General features: G+C 56.6%; 19 protein-coding genes. 14 read left to right on the top strand and 5 right to left on the bottom strand.

Annotation, left to right across the window (positions count from 1 at the left end):
- Positions 1-60 precede the first annotated feature (60 nt).
- Entirely contained in the window at positions 61-831 is a 771-nt protein-coding gene (locus tag AB6V08_RS20215; RefSeq protein ID WP_368544594.1) for an amidohydrolase, read from the bottom strand.
- A gap of 108 nt (positions 832-939) precedes the next feature.
- The gene (gene fadE / locus AB6V08_RS20210) at positions 940-3,384 is read right to left on the bottom strand and encodes an acyl-CoA dehydrogenase FadE (RefSeq protein WP_368544593.1); all 2,445 of its coding nucleotides are present in this window, start codon (positions 3,382-3,384) and stop codon (positions 940-942) included.
- A gap of 240 nt (positions 3,385-3,624) precedes the next feature.
- On the opposite strand from fadE, the gene lpcA reads away from it, so the two are divergent.
- On the top strand, positions 3,625-4,203 hold the full coding sequence (lpcA, locus tag AB6V08_RS20205) for a D-sedoheptulose 7-phosphate isomerase (RefSeq protein WP_024130646.1): 579 nt from the start codon (positions 3,625-3,627) through the stop codon (positions 4,201-4,203).
- A 46-nt stretch (positions 4,204-4,249) separates the two neighbouring features.
- Positions 4,250-5,017, top strand: a complete 768-nt coding sequence (locus tag AB6V08_RS20200; RefSeq protein ID WP_368544592.1) for a class II glutamine amidotransferase — start codon at positions 4,250-4,252, stop codon at positions 5,015-5,017.
- On the opposite strand, the gene dpaA is transcribed toward AB6V08_RS20200, so the two are convergent.
- Positions 4,988-5,728 (bottom strand): peptidoglycan meso-diaminopimelic acid protein amidase, encoded by a 741-nt coding sequence (dpaA, locus tag AB6V08_RS20195; RefSeq protein WP_368544591.1) that lies wholly within the window; start codon positions 5,726-5,728, stop codon positions 4,988-4,990. The genes AB6V08_RS20200 and dpaA overlap by 30 nt on opposite strands.
- Before the next feature lie 303 nt (positions 5,729-6,031).
- Between dpaA and AB6V08_RS20190 the strand changes: the two genes are divergently transcribed.
- The 8 genes from AB6V08_RS20190 to dinB all read left to right on the top strand — a co-directional run bounded on the left by AB6V08_RS20190 (position 6,032) and on the right by dinB (position 13,240).
- Complete coding sequence (locus AB6V08_RS20190) at positions 6,032-7,375, top strand: Na(+)-translocating NADH-quinone reductase subunit A (protein WP_368544590.1); 1,344 nt, start codon at positions 6,032-6,034, stop codon at positions 7,373-7,375.
- Positions 7,376-7,378: 3 nt separating this feature from the next.
- Positions 7,379-8,617, top strand: a complete 1,239-nt coding sequence (locus AB6V08_RS20185) for an NADH:ubiquinone reductase (Na(+)-transporting) subunit B (RefSeq protein ID WP_368544589.1) — start codon at positions 7,379-7,381, stop codon at positions 8,615-8,617.
- Positions 8,610-9,404, top strand: a complete 795-nt coding sequence (locus AB6V08_RS20180; RefSeq protein ID WP_368544588.1) for a Na(+)-translocating NADH-quinone reductase subunit C — start codon at positions 8,610-8,612, stop codon at positions 9,402-9,404. Before AB6V08_RS20185 ends, AB6V08_RS20180 begins: the two co-directional genes overlap by 8 nt.
- The gene (locus AB6V08_RS20175; protein WP_368544587.1) at positions 9,397-10,035 is read left to right on the top strand and encodes an NADH:ubiquinone reductase (Na(+)-transporting) subunit D; all 639 of its coding nucleotides are present in this window, start codon (positions 9,397-9,399) and stop codon (positions 10,033-10,035) included. The genes AB6V08_RS20180 and AB6V08_RS20175 overlap by 8 nt, the downstream gene beginning before the upstream one ends.
- 6 nt (positions 10,036-10,041) lie before the next feature.
- Positions 10,042-10,638 (top strand): NADH:ubiquinone reductase (Na(+)-transporting) subunit E, encoded by a 597-nt coding sequence (nqrE, locus tag AB6V08_RS20170; RefSeq protein ID WP_023334613.1) that lies wholly within the window; start codon positions 10,042-10,044, stop codon positions 10,636-10,638.
- 10 nt (positions 10,639-10,648) lie between these two features.
- Positions 10,649-11,872, top strand: a complete 1,224-nt coding sequence (gene nqrF / locus AB6V08_RS20165; RefSeq protein WP_368544586.1) for an NADH:ubiquinone reductase (Na(+)-transporting) subunit F — start codon at positions 10,649-10,651, stop codon at positions 11,870-11,872.
- A 2-nt stretch (positions 11,873-11,874) separates the two neighbouring features.
- Positions 11,875-12,075 carry a (Na+)-NQR maturation NqrM gene (nqrM, locus tag AB6V08_RS20160; RefSeq protein WP_368544585.1) on the top strand — a complete coding sequence of 67 codons (201 nt, stop codon included), beginning with the start codon at positions 11,875-11,877 and terminating at the stop codon, positions 12,073-12,075.
- A gap of 106 nt (positions 12,076-12,181) precedes the next feature.
- Entirely contained in the window at positions 12,182-13,240 is a 1,059-nt protein-coding gene (gene dinB, locus AB6V08_RS20155; protein ID WP_368544584.1) for a DNA polymerase IV, read from the top strand.
- A 49-nt stretch (positions 13,241-13,289) separates the two neighbouring features.
- Here dinB and pepD read toward each other — a convergent pair whose 3' ends face one another.
- Positions 13,290-14,747: a cytosol nonspecific dipeptidase gene (pepD, locus tag AB6V08_RS20150; protein WP_368544583.1), complete on the bottom strand. Its 1,458-nt coding sequence runs from the start codon at positions 14,745-14,747 to the stop codon at positions 13,290-13,292.
- Between the two features lie 260 nt (positions 14,748-15,007).
- Between pepD and gpt the strand changes: the two genes are divergently transcribed.
- From gpt to crl, 3 genes are all read left to right on the top strand, one after another.
- Complete coding sequence (gpt, locus tag AB6V08_RS20145; RefSeq protein ID WP_003863205.1) at positions 15,008-15,466, top strand: xanthine phosphoribosyltransferase; 459 nt, start codon at positions 15,008-15,010, stop codon at positions 15,464-15,466.
- Positions 15,467-15,572: 106 nt separating this feature from the next.
- Positions 15,573-16,817, top strand: a complete 1,245-nt coding sequence (gene frsA, locus AB6V08_RS20140; RefSeq protein ID WP_368544582.1) for an esterase FrsA — start codon at positions 15,573-15,575, stop codon at positions 16,815-16,817.
- A 57-nt stretch (positions 16,818-16,874) separates the two neighbouring features.
- A complete protein-coding gene (gene crl, locus AB6V08_RS20135; protein WP_368544581.1) occupies positions 16,875-17,276 on the top strand; it encodes a sigma factor-binding protein Crl in 402 nt (133 codons plus the stop codon).
- A 66-nt stretch (positions 17,277-17,342) separates the two neighbouring features.
- Here the strand turns inward: crl and phoE are convergent, their stop codons facing one another.
- Positions 17,343-18,395, bottom strand: a complete 1,053-nt coding sequence (phoE, locus tag AB6V08_RS20130) for a phosphoporin PhoE (RefSeq protein WP_368544580.1) — start codon at positions 18,393-18,395, stop codon at positions 17,343-17,345.
- 304 nt (positions 18,396-18,699) lie between these two features.
- Here phoE and proB point away from each other — a divergent pair, with 304 nt between their 5' ends.
- Positions 18,700-19,803 carry a glutamate 5-kinase gene (gene proB, locus AB6V08_RS20125; RefSeq protein WP_368544579.1) on the top strand — a complete coding sequence of 368 codons (1,104 nt, stop codon included), beginning with the start codon at positions 18,700-18,702 and terminating at the stop codon, positions 19,801-19,803.
- The last annotated feature ends 9 nt before the right edge of the window (positions 19,804-19,812 follow it).

The raw sequence follows: 19,812 nt of genomic DNA, 5'->3' as shown, positions 1-19,812 counted from the left end.
TCACTATCTTGTTTTCTGACAAAAAACTGTCGCTTCGAAAATCAGGGGAAAAGAGAATAATTATCCGATACTAAACGGATCGGCATCCTGCCACGCCGGAAACTTCTCCCGATACTCCTTCAGCGCCGTTAACGACAGTTCGGCATCAATACGCGTCGCCTGATGCGGTTCGGCGGTGGCGATAATCTCGCCCTGCGGATTCACCACCCGGCTATCGCCCCGGTAGTGATGCCCGTTGCCGTCCGTACCCACGCGGTTACAACCCACCACGTATGCCTGATTCTCGATAGCGCGCGCCACCAGCAGCGCCTGCCAGTGCAGCGAGCGCGGTGCGGGCCAGTTGGCGACATACAGCGCCAGGTCGTAATCGTTGCGGTTACGCGACCACACCGGGAAGCGCAGGTCGTAGCAAACCAGCGGCAGAATGCGCCAGCCGCGCCACTCAAACACCAGCCGCTCGTTGCCCGCTTCGTAATGATGATGCTCGTCCGCCATGCGGAACAGGTGGCGCTTATCGTAAAAATGCACCTTGCCTTCCGGCTCAACCAGGAGGAAACGGTTTACCGGCCCGCGCTCGGTTTGCAGCGCGGCGCTGCCCGCGATCAGGGCGTTCGTCTGCTGCGCTTTCGCGTACATCCAGGCAACCACCTCGTCCTGCGGCATCGACTGTTTCGCGGCTTCCATCGCGAAGCCGGTCGTAAACATCTCCGGCAGGACAATCACATCGCGCCCGGTTATCTCTTCCAGCTGACGGTCAAAGTGGCGCAGGTTGGCAGGGCCGTCCATCCACACTAAAGGTTGTTGTAAAATCGTAATCTTCAAACCAGGCACAGTTAAGACTCCTCGTTGAACAGCGTCCAGACACTCTAGCACGATGGAATTATAATTTGTGGCAATAAAAAACCCCGCACGAGGCGGGGTTTGTCGAAGCGTAGCGGGTTACGCGGCTTCAGGTTTGCGGACCTTCTCCTGGAGCTTTACCGGCTGCGTCGCCAGCTCTTCCGGCTCGAAGTCGTCCACGTTAATGCTGCGCAGACGGCTCTCTTCGGCTTTCACCAGGATGGCGGCTTCATCTTTATCGATAATGCCGCCTGCCAGGGCCTGTTTCGCCAGCTCGTCCAGGCGGGTAAACGGCAGGTTTTTGCCCAGCTGCTTGCAGATTTTCTGGTGGATAGGGTCAGCCGCCATCACGTCCAGCAGCGCCGCTTCCAGCAGACCCACCGGGTTGTGCTCGGTTGGCTCCAGGTACTGCCCGCGGCCGATACGGGAACGGGTTGCGCTCGGAATTTGCAGGATCTTCGCGACTTTGTGCTCCAGCTTATCGGACGGCGCCAGGTGGTGACGGCCGGTCGGGAAGATCACCGCGCGCAGGGCCCCAGCCACAAAGCGGTTCGGGAAGTTCGCCAGCAGATCGTCAATCGCCTGTTCAGCCTGATACATCGCATCCTGCACGCCCCAGTGAACCAGCGGCAGATCCGCTTCCTGACGGCCCTCATCGTCATAGCGTTTCAGCACCGCAGAGGCCAGGAAGACCTGACTCAGCACGTCGCCCAGACGGGCAGAGATGCGCTCACGACGCTTCAGGCTACCGCCCAATACCGCCATGGAAACATCGGACAGCAGGGCCAGGTTGGCGCTCAGGCGGTTCAGATGCTGGTAGTAACGCTTAGTGGCATCGCCGGTTGGCGTCGCGCTGGTCAGGCCGCGCGTCAGGCCGAGCCAGAAGCTGCGCACCTTGTTGCTACCCACGTGACCGATATGTTTGAACAGCAGCTTGTCGAAAGCATCCACGTCGTTATTCTGCGCAGCCGCCATCTCTTCCAGCACGTAAGGATGGCAGCGGATCGCGCCCTGGCCGAAGATCATCATGCTGCGGGTCAGAATGTTCGCCCCTTCCACGGTGATGGCAATCGGTGCGCCCTGATATCCGCGCGCCAGGAAGTTGCCTTCGCCGAGCATAATGCCTTTACCGCCCGCGATATCCATCGCATCAATGATTGACTGCTGCGCGCGGTGGGTACAGTGGTACTTCACAATCGCGGACAGTACGGCCGGTTTTTCGCCCAGCATAATGCCGTAGGTAATTAAGGAAGCAGCGGCGTCCATCACGTAGGCGTTGCCTGCGATACGCGCCAGCGGCTCTTCGATACCTTCCATCTTGCCGATGGAGATTTTGAACTGGCGGCGGATGTGGGCGTAAGCGCCAATCCCCATCGCCACCGATTTCAGGCCACCGGTAGAGTTGGACGGCAGGGTAATGCCGCGTCCGACGGACAGACATTCCACCAGCATACGCCAGCCCTGACCGGCCATTTTCGGGCCGCCGATGATGTAATCAATCGGCACAAAGATGTCCTGACCGCGGGTCGGGCCGTTCTGGAACGGTACGTTCAGCGGGAAGTGACGACGACCAATTTCAACGCCCGGCGTGGAGGTTGGGATCAGCGCACAGGTAATGCCCAGATCGGTGTCACCGCCCAGCAGTTTTTCCGGGTCAGAGAGCTTAAAGGCCAGACCCAGCACGGTGGCGATAGGCGCCAGCGTGATGTAGCGCTTGTTCCAGGTCAGGCGCATACCCAGCACCTGCTCGCCCTGCCATTCGCCCATGCAGACGACGCCGGTATCCGGGATAGCACCCGCGTCGGAGCCCGCTTCCGGGCTGGTCAGCGCGAAGCACGGAATTTCCAGACCGCGAGCCAGGCGCGGCAGGTAGTGATCTTTTTGCTCTTCAGTACCGTAATGCTGCAGCAGCTCGCCCGGGCCTAAGGAGTTTGGCACGCCAACGGTGATGGCGAGGATGCCGGAAACGCCCGACAGTTTTTGCAGCACGCGAGCCTGAGCGTAAGCCGAGAACTCCAGGCCGCCGTACTCTTTCTTAATAATCATCGCGAAGAAGCGATGCTCTTTCAGATACGCCCACAGCTCCGGCGGCAGGTCGGCCATTTCGTGGGTGATCGCGAAGTCGTTCGCCATGCGGCACGCTTCTTCTACCGGGCCATCGATAAAGGCCTGCTCTTCTGCGGTCAGGCGCGGCTGCGGGTAGTTATGCAGCTTTTTCCAATCTGGGTTACCCTGGAACAGATCGCCTTCCCACCAGGTGGTGCCCGCATCAATCGCTTCTTTCTCGGTACGCGACATCGGCGGCATCACTTTACGGAAGCCTTTGAATACCGGTGCGGAGATCATCGACTTGCGCATCGGGGTCAGGTTGAACGGCAGAAGAATGATTGCCAGCGGGACTAAAATCCAGATATTCCAAAGACCTGCGACGCCAAGCGCAGCCGTCCAGGCCAGAAGAATCAGGCTGCTCAGGAATAAACTTACGCGGTGATAGAACAACACACCGAGCAGAACAACGGTTGCGATAATGCTCAAAATCATCATAAAGAAAAGCTCCCTTGCTTGTAGGAGGTCTGACCACTTGTGATGATATGGTTGTAGTTGATGTCATTTCCTTTAGCAATGTGTTTACAAAATAATTACAACCTGGTTCACATTGTTCAGGTTTTAGCAGGCACGAAAAAACAAAACAGCCTGAGAATCGGCAGGCTTTAACTTCTCGACTTTGCGGCTATCCGGTACACTGCATAGTGTTATTTTCATTAATGCTGAAGGATTATCCTCATGTACCAGGATCTTATTCGTAACGAACTGAACGAAGCGGCGGAAACGCTGGCTAACTTTCTGAAAGATGAAGCCAATATTCACGCTATTCAGCGCGCGGCGGTCCTGCTGGCAGACAGCTTCAAAGCCGGTGGCAAAGTGCTCTCCTGCGGTAATGGTGGCTCCCACTGCGACGCGATGCACTTCGCAGAAGAGCTGACGGGTCGCTATCGCGAAAACCGTCCGGGCTACCCGGCGATTGCGATTTCCGACGTCAGCCACATCTCCTGCGTGAGCAACGACTTTGGCTACGACTATGTCTTCTCGCGTTACGTTGAAGCGGTAGGCCGCGAAGGCGACGTGCTGCTGGGCATTTCCACGTCCGGCAACTCCGGTAACGTGATCAAAGCGATTGCCGCAGCGCGTGAAAAAGGCATGAAAGTCATCACCCTGACCGGCAAAGACGGCGGCAAGATGGCGGGCACGGCGGATATCGAAATCCGCGTTCCGCACTTCGGTTACGCCGATCGTATTCAGGAAATTCACATCAAAGTGATTCATATCCTGATCCAGCTGATCGAAAAAGAGATGGTTAAGTAAGACTTCGCTGGGGGCACCGGTGCCCCCGCTGTTGTGGAGGTGTTGTATGTGCGAACTGCTCGGGATGAGCGCCAATGTGCCAACCGATATCTGCTTTAGCTTCACCGGGCTGGTACAGCGCGGGGGAGGAACCGGGCCGCATAAGGACGGCTGGGGCATTACCTTTTACGAAGGTAAAGGATGTCGCACGTTCAAAGATCCACAGCCCAGCTTTAACTCGCCAATTGCCAAACTGGTGCAGGACTACCCGATAAAGTCCCGCTCGGTGATCGCCCACATTCGCCAGGCGAACCGCGGCGAGGTGGCGCTGGAAAATACCCATCCGTTTACCCGCGAGCTGTGGGGTCGCAACTGGACCTACGCTCACAACGGTCAGCTCACCGGCTATAAATCGCTGGAAACGGGCAACTTTCGCCCGGTCGGGGAAACCGACAGCGAAAAAGCCTTTTGCTGGCTGCTGCACAAGCTGACGGAGCGCTATCCCCGCACGCCGGGCAACATGGCGGCCGTGTTCAAATACATCGCCACGCTGGCGTCGGAGCTGCGTGAAAAGGGCGTGTTCAACATGCTGCTTTCTGACGGCCGCTACGTGATGGCGTTCTGCTCGACGAATCTGTTCTGGATCACCCGCCGAGCGCCGTTTGGCGTAGCGACGCTGCTCGATCAGGACGTGGAAATAGACTTTCAGAAGGAGACCACACCGAACGATGTGGTCACCGTAATTGCAACGCAGCCGCTGACGGGCAACGAAACCTGGCAAAAGATTATGCCAGGTGAGTGGGTTCTATTTTGTCTCGGGGACCGCGTAGTTTGACGCGAGCTGTGGCTGGACGACTTCGTGGCTCAGCGGCTTGCTGACCACGTACCGGCCATCAACCACTGACACAACCGGCGGCTTGTGCGTCTGTTCGAAGTAGTCATAACCCGGCTTCAGCTGTTTCCAGAAGTCCGCAAAGTAGGAATACTTGTGACGCGCCATGTTGGCATCCGTCATGCGGAACGGATAAATGCTGACCTGAACGTTTGGCTGGCCGAACACTAACGCGCCGGTCACAAACTGGAAAATCTCATCAATACCGCTGTCGGTCATCGCATAGCAGCCGACGGACACGCAGGCGCCGTGGATCATCAGGTATTTACCTTCATAACCGTGAGCACGGTCGTAGGCATTCGGGAAGCCGATATTAATGGCTTTATAGAAGCGGCTGTCTGGTTTTAGCTGGCTGCGCTGAACGTTGTAAAACCCTTCCGGACTCTTGAAATCGCCCTGACGCTGTTTCGGCCCTAGCCCGCCGGAATAGTTACAGATTTTGTAGCTATCAAGCAGCTGATATGTCTCGCCCATTTTGACAAACAGATCGAGTGTGCGCTCTTCCTTGAAGATTTGAATATAAACCGGCGATCCCATCAGTTGTTGTTTATATTCTTTGCTGATCGGCGTGGTTGAACTGTTGCTGCTGAGCAGCCCGGCAAACGACACGCACGGAATCAGAAGCATCGCAATGAACAATGCGATTTTACGCATACTACTAGTTCCTTGATAAAGCTAAAAACCAACTTGCCAGGACGGCAAAAGAGACCCGTAATCAGACTAATCTGGATTTAGGAGCGCTCACATTAGCACCGCTGTAGTTTTTCGCAAGAGCGAACGGCTGTGTTTACAAAATAGTTTTACCCTTATATCCCATCCTTATGCGTCTTGCGTTAGGAACTTTGCGTAATAGCTCGCATTTTGGCGCGCGGCACGGCGGTTTCCCTGCCGTCGAAAGGGCGAAAATGGTACACTGCGCCTCCTCTGGATTGTTGTTCATGGATACTTGCTAACCACATGTTTAGAATCAGAAAAGGACTTGATCTCCCTATCGCGGGCGTGCCCGAACAGCACGTTTCTCCAGGCCCGGACATTCGTCATGTCGCCATTGTAGGCGATGACTACATCGGCATGCGCCCCGCTATGCTGGTGCAGGAAGGCGAACGCGTCATGAAAGGGCAGGCGCTCTTCGAAGATAAAAAAAATCCCGGCGTCATGTTCACCGCGCCTGCGAGCGGCACCGTCGTGGCCATTAACCGCGGTGAACGCCGCGTGCTGCAGTCGGTAGTCATCCGCATCGAAGGCGACGAGCAGCGCACCTTCGCGCGCTATGACGACGCCGATTTCGCCACCCTCAGCCGGGAGGTGGTGCAGGCTCAACTGCTGGCCTCCGGCCTGTGGACGGCGTTTCGCACCCGTCCGTTCAGTAAATCTCCCGTGCCGGGCACCGTGCCTGCGGCGATTTTTGTCACCGCTATCGACACCAACCCGCTGAGCGCCGACCCGCAGCCGCTTATTTTTGCCCAGCGCAAAGCGTTCGACGCCGGGCTTACCCTGTTAACCCGCCTGACGGCAGGCAAAATCCATGTGTGTCAGGCCAGCGGCGGCAAGCTGGGCGGCCATCCGCAGGGGCAGGTGACGTTTAACGAATTCGCCGGCCCGCATCCGGCGGGGCTTGCCGGAACGCATATTCATTTCCTTGAGCCGGTGAGCCTGACGAAGCAGGTCTGGCACCTGAATTATCAGGACGTGATTGCTATCGGTAAGCTCTTTATGATCGGCGAACTCTCCTCCGAGCGCGCGATCGCTCTCGGTGGGCCACAGGCTGCCCGCCCGCGTCTGGTGAGCACTCTGCTGGGCGCAGACATCAACGAGCTGCTGGCAGGCGAAACCAAAGCGGGTGAAAACCGTCTGATCTCCGGCTCGGTGCTGAGTGGCAGACACGCCACGGGCGCGCAGGCGTTCCTGGGGCGTTTCCACCTGCAGGTCAGCATGGTGGAAGAGGGCCGCGAGAAAGAATTGTTCGGCTGGGTGCTTCCCGGGGCCGACAAGTATTCCGTCACCCGCACCACGCTCGGTCACTTCCTGCGGCACAAGCTGTTTAACTTCTCTACCAGCACCCACGGCGGTGAGCGGGCGATGGTGCCTATCGGCAACTACGAGCGCGTCATGCCGCTCGACATCCTGCCGACCCCGCTGCTGCGCGACCTGCTGTCCGGCGATTCCGACAGCGCGCAGGCGCTTGGCTGCCTGGAGCTCGACGAAGAAGATCTGGCACTCTGCACCTATGTTTGCCCTGGAAAATACGAATACGGACCCGTATTGCGCGAGGTGTTAACCCGCATTGAGCAGGAAGGATAACTGATGGGCTTAAAACACCTCTTCGAAAAAATGGAGCCGCACTTTACGCAGGGCGGCAAGCTGGAAAAGTACTATCCGCTGTTTGAAGCGACGGCGACCATTTTCTACACCCCAGGGCAGGTCACAAAAGGGGCGGCGCACGTTCGCGATGCCATCGACCTGAAGCGCATGATGATTCTGGTCTGGTTTGCGGTCTTTCCGGCGATGTTCTGGGGGATGTACAACGTCGGGCTGCAAACCATCCCGGCGCTGCACCACCTTTACGACGCCTCGCAGCTTGCGCAGGTCATTGAGTCCGACTGGCATTATCGTGTCGCCCAGATGCTGGGCGTGAGCTTTGCGGCGGATGCGGGCTGGATAAGCATGATGACCCTGGGCGCGGTTTTCTTCGTGCCCATCTACCTGACGGTGTTTATCGTTGGCGGGTTCTGGGAAGTGCTGTTTGCCATTATCCGCAAACATGAAATCAACGAAGGCTTCTTTGCGACCTCCATCCTGTTTGCCCTGATTGTGCCGCCAACGCTGCCTTTATGGCAGGCGGCGCTGGGTATCAGCTTTGGCGTGGTCATCGCAAAAGAGATCTTCGGCGGAACCGGGCGCAACTTCCTCAATCCGGCGCTGGCGGGGCGTGCGTTCCTGTTCTTTGCTTATCCTGCGCAAATCTCCGGGGATTTAGTGTGGACGGCGGCAGACGGTTTTTCCGGCGCCACGCCGCTCTCTCAGTGGGCGGCGCACGGCGGTGAAACGCTGGTCAACAACGCCACCGGTCAGCCTGTTACCTGGTTTGATGCCTTTATTGGCAATATTCCCGGCTCCATTGGTGAAGTCTCAACGCTGATGATCCTGATTGGCGGCGCGATTATTTTGTTCGGGCGCGTGGCCTCCTGGCGCATTGTCGCCGGGGTGATGCTCGGCATGGTGCTCACCGCAACGCTTTTCAATCTTATCGGCTCGACCACCAACCCGATGTTCTCAATGCCGTGGTACTGGCATCTCGTGCTCGGTGGTTTTGCCTTTGGCATGATGTTCATGGCAACCGACCCGGTTTCGGCGTCGTTCACCGACAAAGGGAAATGGTGCTATGGCGCACTCATCGGCGTGATGTGTGTGTTGATTCGCGTGGTCAACCCGGCTTATCCGGAAGGGATGATGTTGGCCATTTTGTTTGCCAATCTGTTTGCGCCGCTATTCGATTATCTGGTGGTGCGCGCCAACATTAAGCGGAGGAAGGCGCGTGGCTGATATCAAAAATAACGACAGCACCGGCAAAACGCTGCTGGTGGTGCTGGTGCTTTGCCTGGTCTGTTCCATTGTTGTCGCGGGCTCTGCGGTGGGATTAAAGCCGCTGCAGCAGGAGCAGCGGGCGCTGGATAAACAGCGCAACATCCTCGCCGTTGCCGGGCTGATGCAGGACGGCATGAGCGCCGATGACGTGTCGAAAATCTTTGCCGAGCGCATTTCAGCGCGGCTGGTGGATTTAAAAAGCGGTGAACTGCTGGAAAAAGACCCGGCGAAATTCAATCCGTCCCTGGCGCTGAAAGATCCGCAAATGAGCGTTGCGCTGGAGGCCTCGCAGGATCCGGCGGGTATTAAGCGTCGCAGCAACATCGCTGAAATCTACCTGGTGCGCGACGCGCAAAAGCGGGTGCAGGAGATGGTGCTGCCGGTCTACGGCAACGGCCTGTGGTCTGTGATGTACGCGTTTGTGGCGCTCAGCCCGGACGGTCGCACCATTAAGGGCATCACCTATTACGATCACGGTGAAACGCCGGGTTTGGGCGGCGAAATTGAAAACCCGAACTGGCGCGCGCAGTTTGTCGGTAAAAAGGTCGTTGATGATAACGGCTTGCCTGCGCTGAAGGTGGTGAAAGGCTCTGCGCGTCCGGGAGATGAGTACGCCGTCGACGGTCTTTCCGGCGCCACGCTCACCTCAAACGGGGTGCAGCACAGTTTTGATTTCTGGATGGGGGAGCTGGGTTTCGGCCCCTTCCTGAAAAACGTACGTGAAGGAGCGCTGAACAATGGCTGATGCGGGCGAGTTGAAAGAAGTGAAAAAGGTGCTCATTGGCCCGCTTTTCGCCAATAACCCGATTACGTTGCAGGTACTGGGGGTCTGTTCGGCTCTGGCGGTAACGACCAAGCTGGAAACGGCCCTGGTGATGACCGTGGCGGTTACGCTGGTGACGGCATTTTCCAGCATGTTCATCTCGATGATCCGCCACCACATTCCGAACAGCGTGAGGATCATCGTGCAGATGGCGATCATAGCCTCGCTGGTGATCGTGGTCGATCAGCTGCTGCGCGCCTTCGCCTATGAAACCTCGAAACAGCTTTCGGTGTTTGTTGGCCTGATCATCACCAACTGTATCGTGATGGGGCGTGCGGAAGCCTATGCCATGAAGATGCCGCCGCTGGCGAGCTTTATGGACGGGATCGGCAACGGCCTCGGCTACGGCGTGATCCTGCTGACGGTGGGTTTCCTGCGCGAGCTCATCGGTAGCGGCAAGCTGTTTGGCATCACCGTGCTGGACACCGTCCAAAACGGCGGCTGGTATCTGCCAAACGGTCTGTTCCTGCTGGCGCCAAGCGCGTTTTTCATTATCGGTTTGCTGATTTGGCTGATTCGTACCCTCAGGCCAGAACAGCAGGAAAAGGAGTAACCGACAATGGCTCATTACCTGAGTTTATTTGTGCGCGCGGTGTTCGTTGAAAACATGGCGCTCGCGTTCTTCCTGGGCATGTGTACCTTCCTGGCGGTGTCCAAAAAGGTATCGACGGCATTTGGCCTGGGCGTGGCGGTCACCGTGGTGCTCGGCTTATCCGTGCCGATCAACAATCTGGTGTACAACTTCGTGCTGCGCGACGGCGCGCTGGTTGAGGGCGTTGATCTGAGCTTCCTCAACTTCATCACCTTTATCGGCGTGATTGCGGCACTGGTGCAAATCCTGGAGATGATCCTCGATAAGTACTTCCCGTCGCTCTACAACGCACTGGGGATCTTCCTGCCGCTTATCGCGGTGAACTGCGCCATTTTCGGCGGCGTGTCGTTTATGGTGCAGCGCGACTATAACTTCAGTGAATCCGTCGTTTACGGATTTGGTTCCGGTATCGGCTGGATGCTGGCGATCGTGACCATGGCGGGGATCCGCGAAAAAATGAAATATGCCAACGTACCCGCCGGGCTACGCGGCTTAGGGATCACCTTTATCACCACCGGGCTGATGGCGCTGGGCTTTATGTCCTTCTCCGGCGTGCAGCTTTAAGGGCTTCGATATGGAAATTATTCTTGGCGTGGTGATGTTCACGCTCATTGTACTGGTGCTGTCGGGGCTGATTCTGGCCGCGCGCTCTAAGCTTGTGAATTCGGGGGACGTCGTCATTGATATCAATGACGATCCGCAGAACCAGATCCGCACTCCGGCGGGTGACAAGCTGCTCAATACCCTCTCTGGCAACGGCATTTTTGTCTCTTCGGCCTGCGGCGGCGGGGGCTCCTGCGGCCAGTGTCGCGTCACGGTAAAAGAGGGCGGCGGCGATATTCTGCCTACCGAGCTGGCGCACATCACCAGGCGCGAAGCGAAAGAGGGCTGCCGTCTGGCCTGTCAGGTCGCGGTGCGCCAGAACATGAAAATTGAGCTGCCGGAGGAGATCTTCGGCGTCAAAAAATGGGAGTGCGAGGTTATCTCTAACGATAACAAGGCGACTTTCATCAAAGAGCTCAAGCTGCGGGTGCCGGAAGGTGAAAGCGTGCCGTTCCGCGCGGGAGGCTATATTCAGATTGAGTGTCCGGCGCATACCGTCGCCTGGGCCGACTTCGACGTGCCGCAAGAGTACCGCGCAGACTGGGATAAATTTAATTTGTTCCGCTTTGTTTCAGAGGTTAAAGAGCCAACCCTGCGCGCCTATTCGATGGCGAACTATCCGGAAGAGAAGGGCATCATTATGCTCAACGTGCGTATCGCCACGCCGCCGCCAAACGTGCCGGACGCGCCGCCTGGGGTGATGTCGTCCTACATCTGGTCGCTGAAAGCGGGTGATAAGGTCACCATCTCCGGCCCGTTCGGCGAGTTCTTTGCCAAAGAGACCGACGCCGAAATGGTCTTTATCGGCGGCGGTGCGGGGATGGCGCCGATGCGTTCGCACATTTTCGACCAGCTTAAGCGTCTTGGCAGTACGCGCAAAATCAGCTTCTGGTACGGCGCGCGCTCCCTGCGCGAGATGTTCTATGACGACGAGTTTGAACAGCTCGCGCGTGATAACCCTAACTTTAGCTTCCACGTGGCGCTGTCCGACCCGCAGCCGGAAGATAACTGGACGGGCTATACGGGCTTTATCCACAACGTTCTCTACGAGCACTATCTCAAGCAGCACCCCGCACCGGAAGACTGTGAGTTTTATATGTGCGGCCCGCCGATGATGAACGCGGCGGTGATCAAGATGCTCAAGGATCTCGGCGTGGAAGACGAGAACATCATGCTGGATGATTTTGGAGGCTGACAATGCTGACCTTTCTGGCAACGTTTGCGGTGTTTGTGCTGGTGGTCTTCGGCATGTCGCTAGGCTGGATAATCAAGCGCAAAAGCATTCAGGGCAGCTGCGGCGGCATTTCCTCCCTTGGAATGGAAAAAGTCTGCGACTGCCCTGAACCCTGCGATGCGCGGAAAAAAAGAATGGCCCGCGAACAGCAGCGCATTCTTTAGTCGTGTTGGTCGGGTAGGCGAAGCCGCCACCCGACACTTCTCAGGCAGACTTCTCAACCCTCATTTGTTTACTGTATACTTATCCAGTAATGAGTGAGGGCTTACTATGCGCAAAATAATCCATGTCGATATGGACTGCTTTTTTGCCGCAGTGGAGATGCGTGATAATCCTGCCTTGCGGGATATCCCCATCGCAATTGGCGGCAGCCGCGTACAGCGCGGGGTGATCAGCACCGCCAATTATCCCGCGCGCAAGTTCGGCGTGCGCAGCGCTATGCCGACGGCGATGGCGCTAAAGCTTTGCCCTCATCTCACGCTTCTGCCGGGCCGGTTTGATGCGTACAAAGAAGCGTCTGAGCATATTCGCGAGATTTTTTCCCGCTATACCTCGCTCATTGAGCCGCTGTCGCTGGATGAAGCCTATCTGGACGTGACGGACAGCGTGCACTGCCACGGCTCCGCCACCCTGATGGCGCAGGAGATCCGCCAGACTATCTCCCGCGAGCTGAACTTAACGGCCTCGGCGGGCATCGCCCCGGTGAAGTTTCTCGCCAAAATCGCCTCTGATTTGAATAAGCCTGACGGGCAGTACGTCATCACCCCGGAAGAGGTTCCCGCGTTTTTAAAAACGCTCTCGCTCGGCAAAATTCCCGGCGTGGGAAAAGTCTCCGCCGCGAAGCTTGAAAGCATGGGGCTTCGCACCTGTGAAGACGTGCAGCGCAGCGACCTGGCGATGCTGCTCAAGCGCTTTGGCAAGTTTGGTCGCGTGCTGTGGGAGCGCAGCCAGGGGATCGACGATCGCGGCGTGAACAACGAGCGGCTGCGCAAATCGGTCGGCGTCGAGCGCACCCTGATTGAAGATATTCACGAGTGGGCGGATTGCGAGGCGATTATCAACGGGCAGCTCTACCCGGAGCTTGAGCGACGGCTGGCGAAGGTCAAGCCGGATCTGCTGATTGCCCGGCAGGGCATCAAGCTGAAGTTCAACGACTTCCAGCAGACGACGCAGGAGCACGTCTGGCCGCGGCTGAATAAAGACGATCTTATCGCCACGGCGAAAAAAGCCTGGGAGGAGCGGCGGAGCGGGCGCGGGGTGCGGCTGGTGGGGCTGCACGTCACCTTGCTTGACCCGCAGCTCGAGCGACAGCTGGTGCTGGGGTTATAAAAAAGCCCGGCAGCGAATCGCAGCCGGGCTTGTCTCTTTCCTGAGGGGATTACTTCGCAGGAATGGCTTTCAGCAGCTCGGTCAGCAGCGTCCAGTAATGGCCTACGCTTTCAATGTGAACCTGCTCGTCCGGGGAGTGCGGCCCGGTGATGGTTGGCCCGATGGATACCATGTCCATGTCCGGATACGGTTTCTTGAACAGACCACATTCCAGACCCGCGTGGATCACCTGAATGTTCGGCGTGCTGTTGAACAGGCGCTGATAAGTTTCGCGCACCAGCGCCATCACCGGGGAGGTGGCATCCGGCTGCCAGCCCGGGTAGCTGCCTTTCGCAGAGGTTTTTGCCCCTGCCAGGGTGCCCAGAGATTCCAGCATACTCACAACGTACTCTTTGCCGCTGTCGATCAGAGAACGGATCAGGCAGATGATTTCTGCGCTGTCGTCGCTCATGGTCACCACGCCGACGTTCAGGGAGGTTTCCACCACGCCTTTTGCCACGTCGGAGTTACGGATCACGCCGTTTGGCGTAGCGTTCAGCAGCTGAACAAAGCGGTCGCGAGACTGCGCGGTCAGCGCGGCTTTATCCGCCGTCACCGATTCCAGAACCACGGTCAGGTTCTTCTCTTTCGCAGACAGCTCGTTTTTCAGGATGTCGAGGTAAACGCTGGAGAGCTTTTTCAGCTCGTCGGCTTTCGCCGCAGGCACCGCAACGGTGGCGAAGGCTTCGCGCGGGATCGCGTTGCGCAGAGTACCGCCGTTGAAATCCACCAGACGCAGATCCAGCTCGGCCGCGTGGCCCGCCAGGAAGCGCGCCAGCAGCTTGTTGGCGTTGCCCAGACCCAGGTGGATATCGCCGCCGGAGTGACCGCCTTTCAGCCCTTTCAGCGTCAGCTTGAAGGTCTCGAAGCCCGCAGGGATCGCTTCACGGGACAGCGGCAGGGTAGAGATGAAATCAATACCGCCCGCACAGCCCATGTAGATCTCACCTTCTTCTTCGGAGTCGGTGTTGATCAGGATGTCTGCCTGCAGCCAGTTCGCCTGCAGACCAAACGCGCCGTCCATGCCCGCTTCTTCGGTCATGGTCAACAGCACTTCCAGCGGGCCGTGCTCAACGCTGTCGTCAGCCAGCACCGCCAGGGCAGAAGCCATACCGATACCGTTGTCCGCGCCAAGCGTGGTGCCGCGCGCTTTCACCCAGTCGCCATCGATATAGGGCTGGATAGGATCTTTAGTGAAGTCGTGAACGGTGTCGTTGTTTTTCTGTGGAACCATGTCCAGGTGCGCCTGCAGCACAACCGGTTTACGGTTTTCCATGCCTGCGGTAGCCGGTTTGCGGATCAGAATGTTGCCAACCTGGTCGCGCTCGGCGTGCAGGCCTTTTTCTTTCGCCCAGCCCATAATATGTTCGGCAAGCTGCTCTTCGTGATAGGACGGGTGCGGGATGGAACAGATTTTGGCAAAAATATCCCACAGGGGCTGTGGAGATAATTGAGACAGTTCAGACACGATAAGTCTCCTTGTCGATGCGCTGCAAAGATTGATGCAGGACACAGGGTTAGCAGGTTAATAGTTACCACAAGTCGGGCTTGCGAGATGCAACTGAGAATACCACTTTCTCTGGTTGCTGGTAGCATAAAGCATGTAAAAACTCAGGCGCCGGGCGCTAAACACTGGTTTTTAGCGCGTCAGATCTCTATAATCTCGCGCAACCTATTTCCCCCTTGAACACTTTTTAAGCCGTATAAAAACAGGCTGGGACACTTCACATGAGCGAAAAATACGTCGTCACCTGGGACATGTTGCAGATCCACGCACGCAAACTGGCTGCGCGTCTGATGCCTTCCGAGCAGTGGAAAGGCATTATTGCCGTTAGCCGTGGCGGTCTGGTACCGGGTGCATTGCTGGCACGTGAGCTGGGTATTCGTCATGTCGATACCGTTTGTATCTCCAGCTATGACCACGACAACCAGCGCGAACTGAAAGTGCTGAAACGCGCTGAAGGCGACGGTGAAGGCTTCATCGTTATCGACGATCTGGTTGATACCGGTGGCACCGCGGTGGCTATCCGCGAAATGTATCCAAAAGCGCACTTCGTCACTATCTTCGCTAAACCTGCCGGTCGCCCGCTGGTTGACGATTACGTGATTGATATCCCGCAGGATACCTGGATTGAACAGCCGTGGGATATGGGCGTGGTATTCGTACCGCCAATCTCTGGCCGTTAATTCCGCCACGACATTATTTTAACGCCCGGTTTTGCCGGGCGTTGTTTTTTTTAGCCTGTAGCGCGTTACAATGGTCTCTATACGATGTATTCATGGAGGCAATGCAATGACGCAGGCAAACCTTAGCGAAACGCTATTCAAACCCCGCTTTAAACACCCGGAAACGTCGACGCTGGTGCGCCGTTTTAACCAGGGTTCTCTGCCTTCAGTCCAGTCTGCGTTAGACGGCAAAAATGTGCCCCACTGGTACCGAATGATTAACCGCCTGATGTGGATCTGGCGCGGTATCGATCCGCGTGAAATTCTCGACGTTCAGGCGCGTATCGTCATGAGCGAGTCCGAGCGCACCGACAGCGAGCTTTACGATACCGTAGTCGGCTATCGCGGCGGCAACTGGATCTACGAATGGTCGAAACAGGCGATGCTCTGGCAGCAAAAGGCCAGCCAGGAAGGGAATGCGGCGCTGAGCGGCAAATACTGGCTCCATGCCTGTAACCTTTACAGCATCGCCGCGTACCCGCACCTGAAAGGTGATGAACTGGCGGAGCAGGCGCAGGCGCTGGCGAACCGCGCCTATGAAGAGGCCGCCCAGCATCTGCCGGGCCGGATGCGTGAGATTGAGTTTACCATCCCCGGCGGCTCGCCCGTGACCGGATTCCTGCATATGCCGGATGGCGAAGGCCCGTTCCCGACCGTGTTAATGTGCGGCGGGCTGGACTCCCTCCAGACGGACTACTACAGCCTTTTTGAGCGCTACTTTGCACCAAAAGGGATCGCCATGTTAACGCTTGATATGCCGTCGATTGGCTTCTCCTCCAAATGGAAACTGACTCAGGATTCCAGCCTGTTGCACCAGCATGCGCTGAAAGCGCTGGAGAATATTCCGTGGGTCGACCACACGCGGGTCGCGGCTTTCGGCTTCCGCTTTGGCGCCAACGTCGCGGTGCGTCTGGCGTATCTGGAATCATCGCGCCTTAAAGCGGTGGCCTGTCTCGGCCCGGTGGTTCACTCGCTGTTAAGTGAACCTGCGCGCCAGGGCAGCGTGCCGGAGATGTATCTGGACGTGCTGGCCAGCCGACTTGGTATGCATGATGCATCGGATGAAGCGCTGCGCGTTGAGCTCAATCGTTACTCGTTAAAAATGCAGGGCCTGCTGGGACGCCGCTGCCCGACGCCGATGCTGTCCGGGTTCTGGAAAAACGATCCCTTCAGCCCGGAGGAGGAGTCGCGTTTAATCACTTCGTCATCTGCCGACGGCAAACTGCTCGAAGTGCCGTTCAGCCCGGTGTATCAGAATTTTGACAAGGCGCTAAAAGAGATTACACGCTGGATCACGCAGAGATTGTGTTAATAGATTGCTAAATTTTGATGGTTTGGTAAAACAGTGGCTTCACAAAAGGAGATCGCAATGACGTTACCGAGTGGACACCCGAAAAGTAGACTGATTAAGAAGTTCATGGCTCTTGGCCCGTACATTCGAGAAGAGCAGTGTGAAGAGAATCGCTTTTTTTTCGACTGCCTGGCTGTATGCGTCAATGTGAAGCCTGCACCCGAAAAACGTGAATTCTGGGGCTGGTGGATGGAAATGGAAGCGGAAGAAAAGCGTTTCACCTATAGCTATCAGTTTGGTCTGTTCAATAAAGACGGCAGCTGGCAGGCCGCGCCAATCAAAGATCAGGAAGTGATCGACCGTCTGGAGCACACGCTGAAAGAGTATCTCGCCAGGGCAACCGCGCTGCTGGCGACGCTGGATCTCAAGCTTGAGCCTGCGGATGATTTTTCCAGCGAAGCGGTCAAGCTCACCGCCTGATAATGCCATGGCGCCATCGGGCACAAAAAAAACCGGCTTAGCGCCGGTTTTTTTATTTCTGCTCAATCAGAACTGGTACGTCATACCCAGTGCAACGATATCATCGCTGCTCACGCCCAGCTTATTGTCGTCATCAATCTGGTTGATTTTATAATCAACAAATGCCGACATATTTTTGTTGAAATAATAGGTCGCGCCCACATCGATATATTTCACGATATCTTCGTCGCCGATCCCTTCGATATCTTTGCCTTTAGACTGAACGTAGCCCAGGGAAGGACGCAGACCGAAATCGAACTGGTATTGCGCTACCACTTCGAAGTTCTGCGCTTTATTTGCAAAGCCGCCCGAAATTGGGGTCATATTGCGGGTTTCAGAATACATGGTCGCCAGGTAAACGTTGTTCGCGTCATATTTCAGACCGGTTGCCCAGGCTTCTGCTTTATCACCCTCGCCGCGCGCCAGCAGGTTCTGGGCATTGGTACGGTCAGAGTTGGTGTACGCGCCGCTAATCGCGAAATCGCTGCCGCCGAAGTCATAGGACAGAGAAGTTCCGAAGCCGTCGCCGTTCTGTTTCTTGGCGTCACGACCTTCGTTTTTGCCCTGATATTGCAGGGTCATGTCCAGGCCATCAATCGCGCCGAAGAAGTCGGTGTTGCGGTAGGTCGCCAGGCCGCTCGCGCGCTTGGTCATGAAGTTATCGGTCTGCGCGGAAGAGTCGCCGCCGAATTCCGGGAACATATCGGTCCAGGCTTCAACGTCGTACAGCGCACCCAGGTTGCGACCATAGTCGAAGGAGCCAAAGTTTTTCAGTTTCAAACCGGCAAAGGCCAGACGGGTTTTCTGCGTCGCGTCGCTCTCGGCTTTGTTGCCGGAGAATTCAGCTTCCCAGCGACCGTAGCCGGTCAGTTGGTCGTTAATCTGCGTTTCGCCCTTAAAGCCGAAACGAACGTAAGTCTGATCCCCGTCTTTAGTGTCATCATCGCTGATGTAGTGCATTGCTTTTACTTTGCCGTACACGTCCAGTTTATTACCGTCTTTATTATAAACTTCGGCTGCGTGTACCGATGCAGAAGCCACTACGCCCATGACCACTAATGCCAGATAACTTTTTTTCATTTTCAATCCTGAGTGTTATATACGCGCTTAAAATTCGCTGGACGATAAGCCGATGCTTAAGTCCCGTGAAAAAACAGGAAGGGTTTTATCGTTCTGGAATTAAAGTTTTATGACAATCTAAGAATATTTTTAAAAAACTGTGATTTATTATTTCAGCAATAAAACTGTCAAAATCTGCCGCTACGCTTCCTGATCCCGCGCAATAAAGTGCGCCACTTTATACTCTGGCAGTTGGCAACGGGGCTGAGTCCTGCTAAAACGTCTGCTTGACATCATTTCCCCTATTGTTGAACGGCAGAGAATCATGAGTGATAGCCAGACGCTGGTGGTAAAACTCGGTACCAGTGTTTTAACAGGCGGATCGCGCCGCCTAAATCGCGCCCACATTGTTGAGCTTGTACGTCAGTGCGCTCAGTTACATGCCGCAGGGCATCGAATTGTGATTGTGACCTCCGGGGCGATTGCCGCCGGGCGTGAACATCTGGGCTACCCCGAACTCCCCGCAACAATCGCCTCCAAACAGCTGCTGGCCGCCGTGGGGCAAAGCCGTCTGATTCAACTCTGGGAACAGCTGTTTTCTATTTATGGCATTCACGTCGGGCAGATGCTGCTGACGCGTGCCGACATGGAAGACCGCGAGCGCTTCCTGAACGCCCGCGATACGCTGCGCGCGCTGCTGGATAACAATATCGTTCCGGTCATCAACGAAAACGACGCCGTGGCGACCGCTGAAATCAAAGTGGGCGATAACGATAACCTTTCTGCGCTGGCCGCGATCCTGGCGGGCGCCGACAAGCTGCTGCTGCTGACCGATCAGCAAGGGCTGTTTACCGCTGATCCGCGCAACAATCCGCAGGCAGAGCTGATTACCGATGTTCACGGCATTGACGACGCGCTCCGCGCCATTGCAGGGGACAGCGTGTCCGGCCTCGGCACGGGCGGGATGGGCACCAAACTGCAGGCCGCCGACGTGGCCTGTCGTGCGGGTATCGACACCGTGATCGCCGCGGGCAGCCGTCCGGGTGTGATTGGCGACGTGATGGAGGGCATCTCCGTCGGCACGCGCTTCCACGCCCAGGAATCCCCGCTGGAAAACCGTAAACGCTGGATTTTCGGCGCACCGCCGGCGGGTGAAATCACCGTGGATGAAGGGGCGACCTCGGCCATTCTGGAAAGAGGGAGTTCATTACTTCCAAAAGGAATTAAAAGCGTGACAGGTAACTTCTCCCGTGGTGAAGTGATCCGCATCCGCAACCTTGAAGGTCGTGATATCGCCCACGGCGTGAGTCGCTATAACAGCGACGCGCTGCGCCGTATCGCCGGACATCACTCGCAGCAGATTGACGCTATTCTGGGCTATGAATATGGCCCGGTCGCAGTCCATCGCGACGACATGATTATTCGTTAAGGAGCCAAA

Source organism: Enterobacter soli (assembly GCF_964208575.1).
In the GTDB taxonomy this organism is placed as follows: domain Bacteria; phylum Pseudomonadota; class Gammaproteobacteria; order Enterobacterales; family Enterobacteriaceae; genus Enterobacter; species Enterobacter soli_A.
The sequence above is the reverse complement of the archived record's forward strand: the minus strand, read 5'-3'. Positions and strand labels throughout refer to the sequence as shown.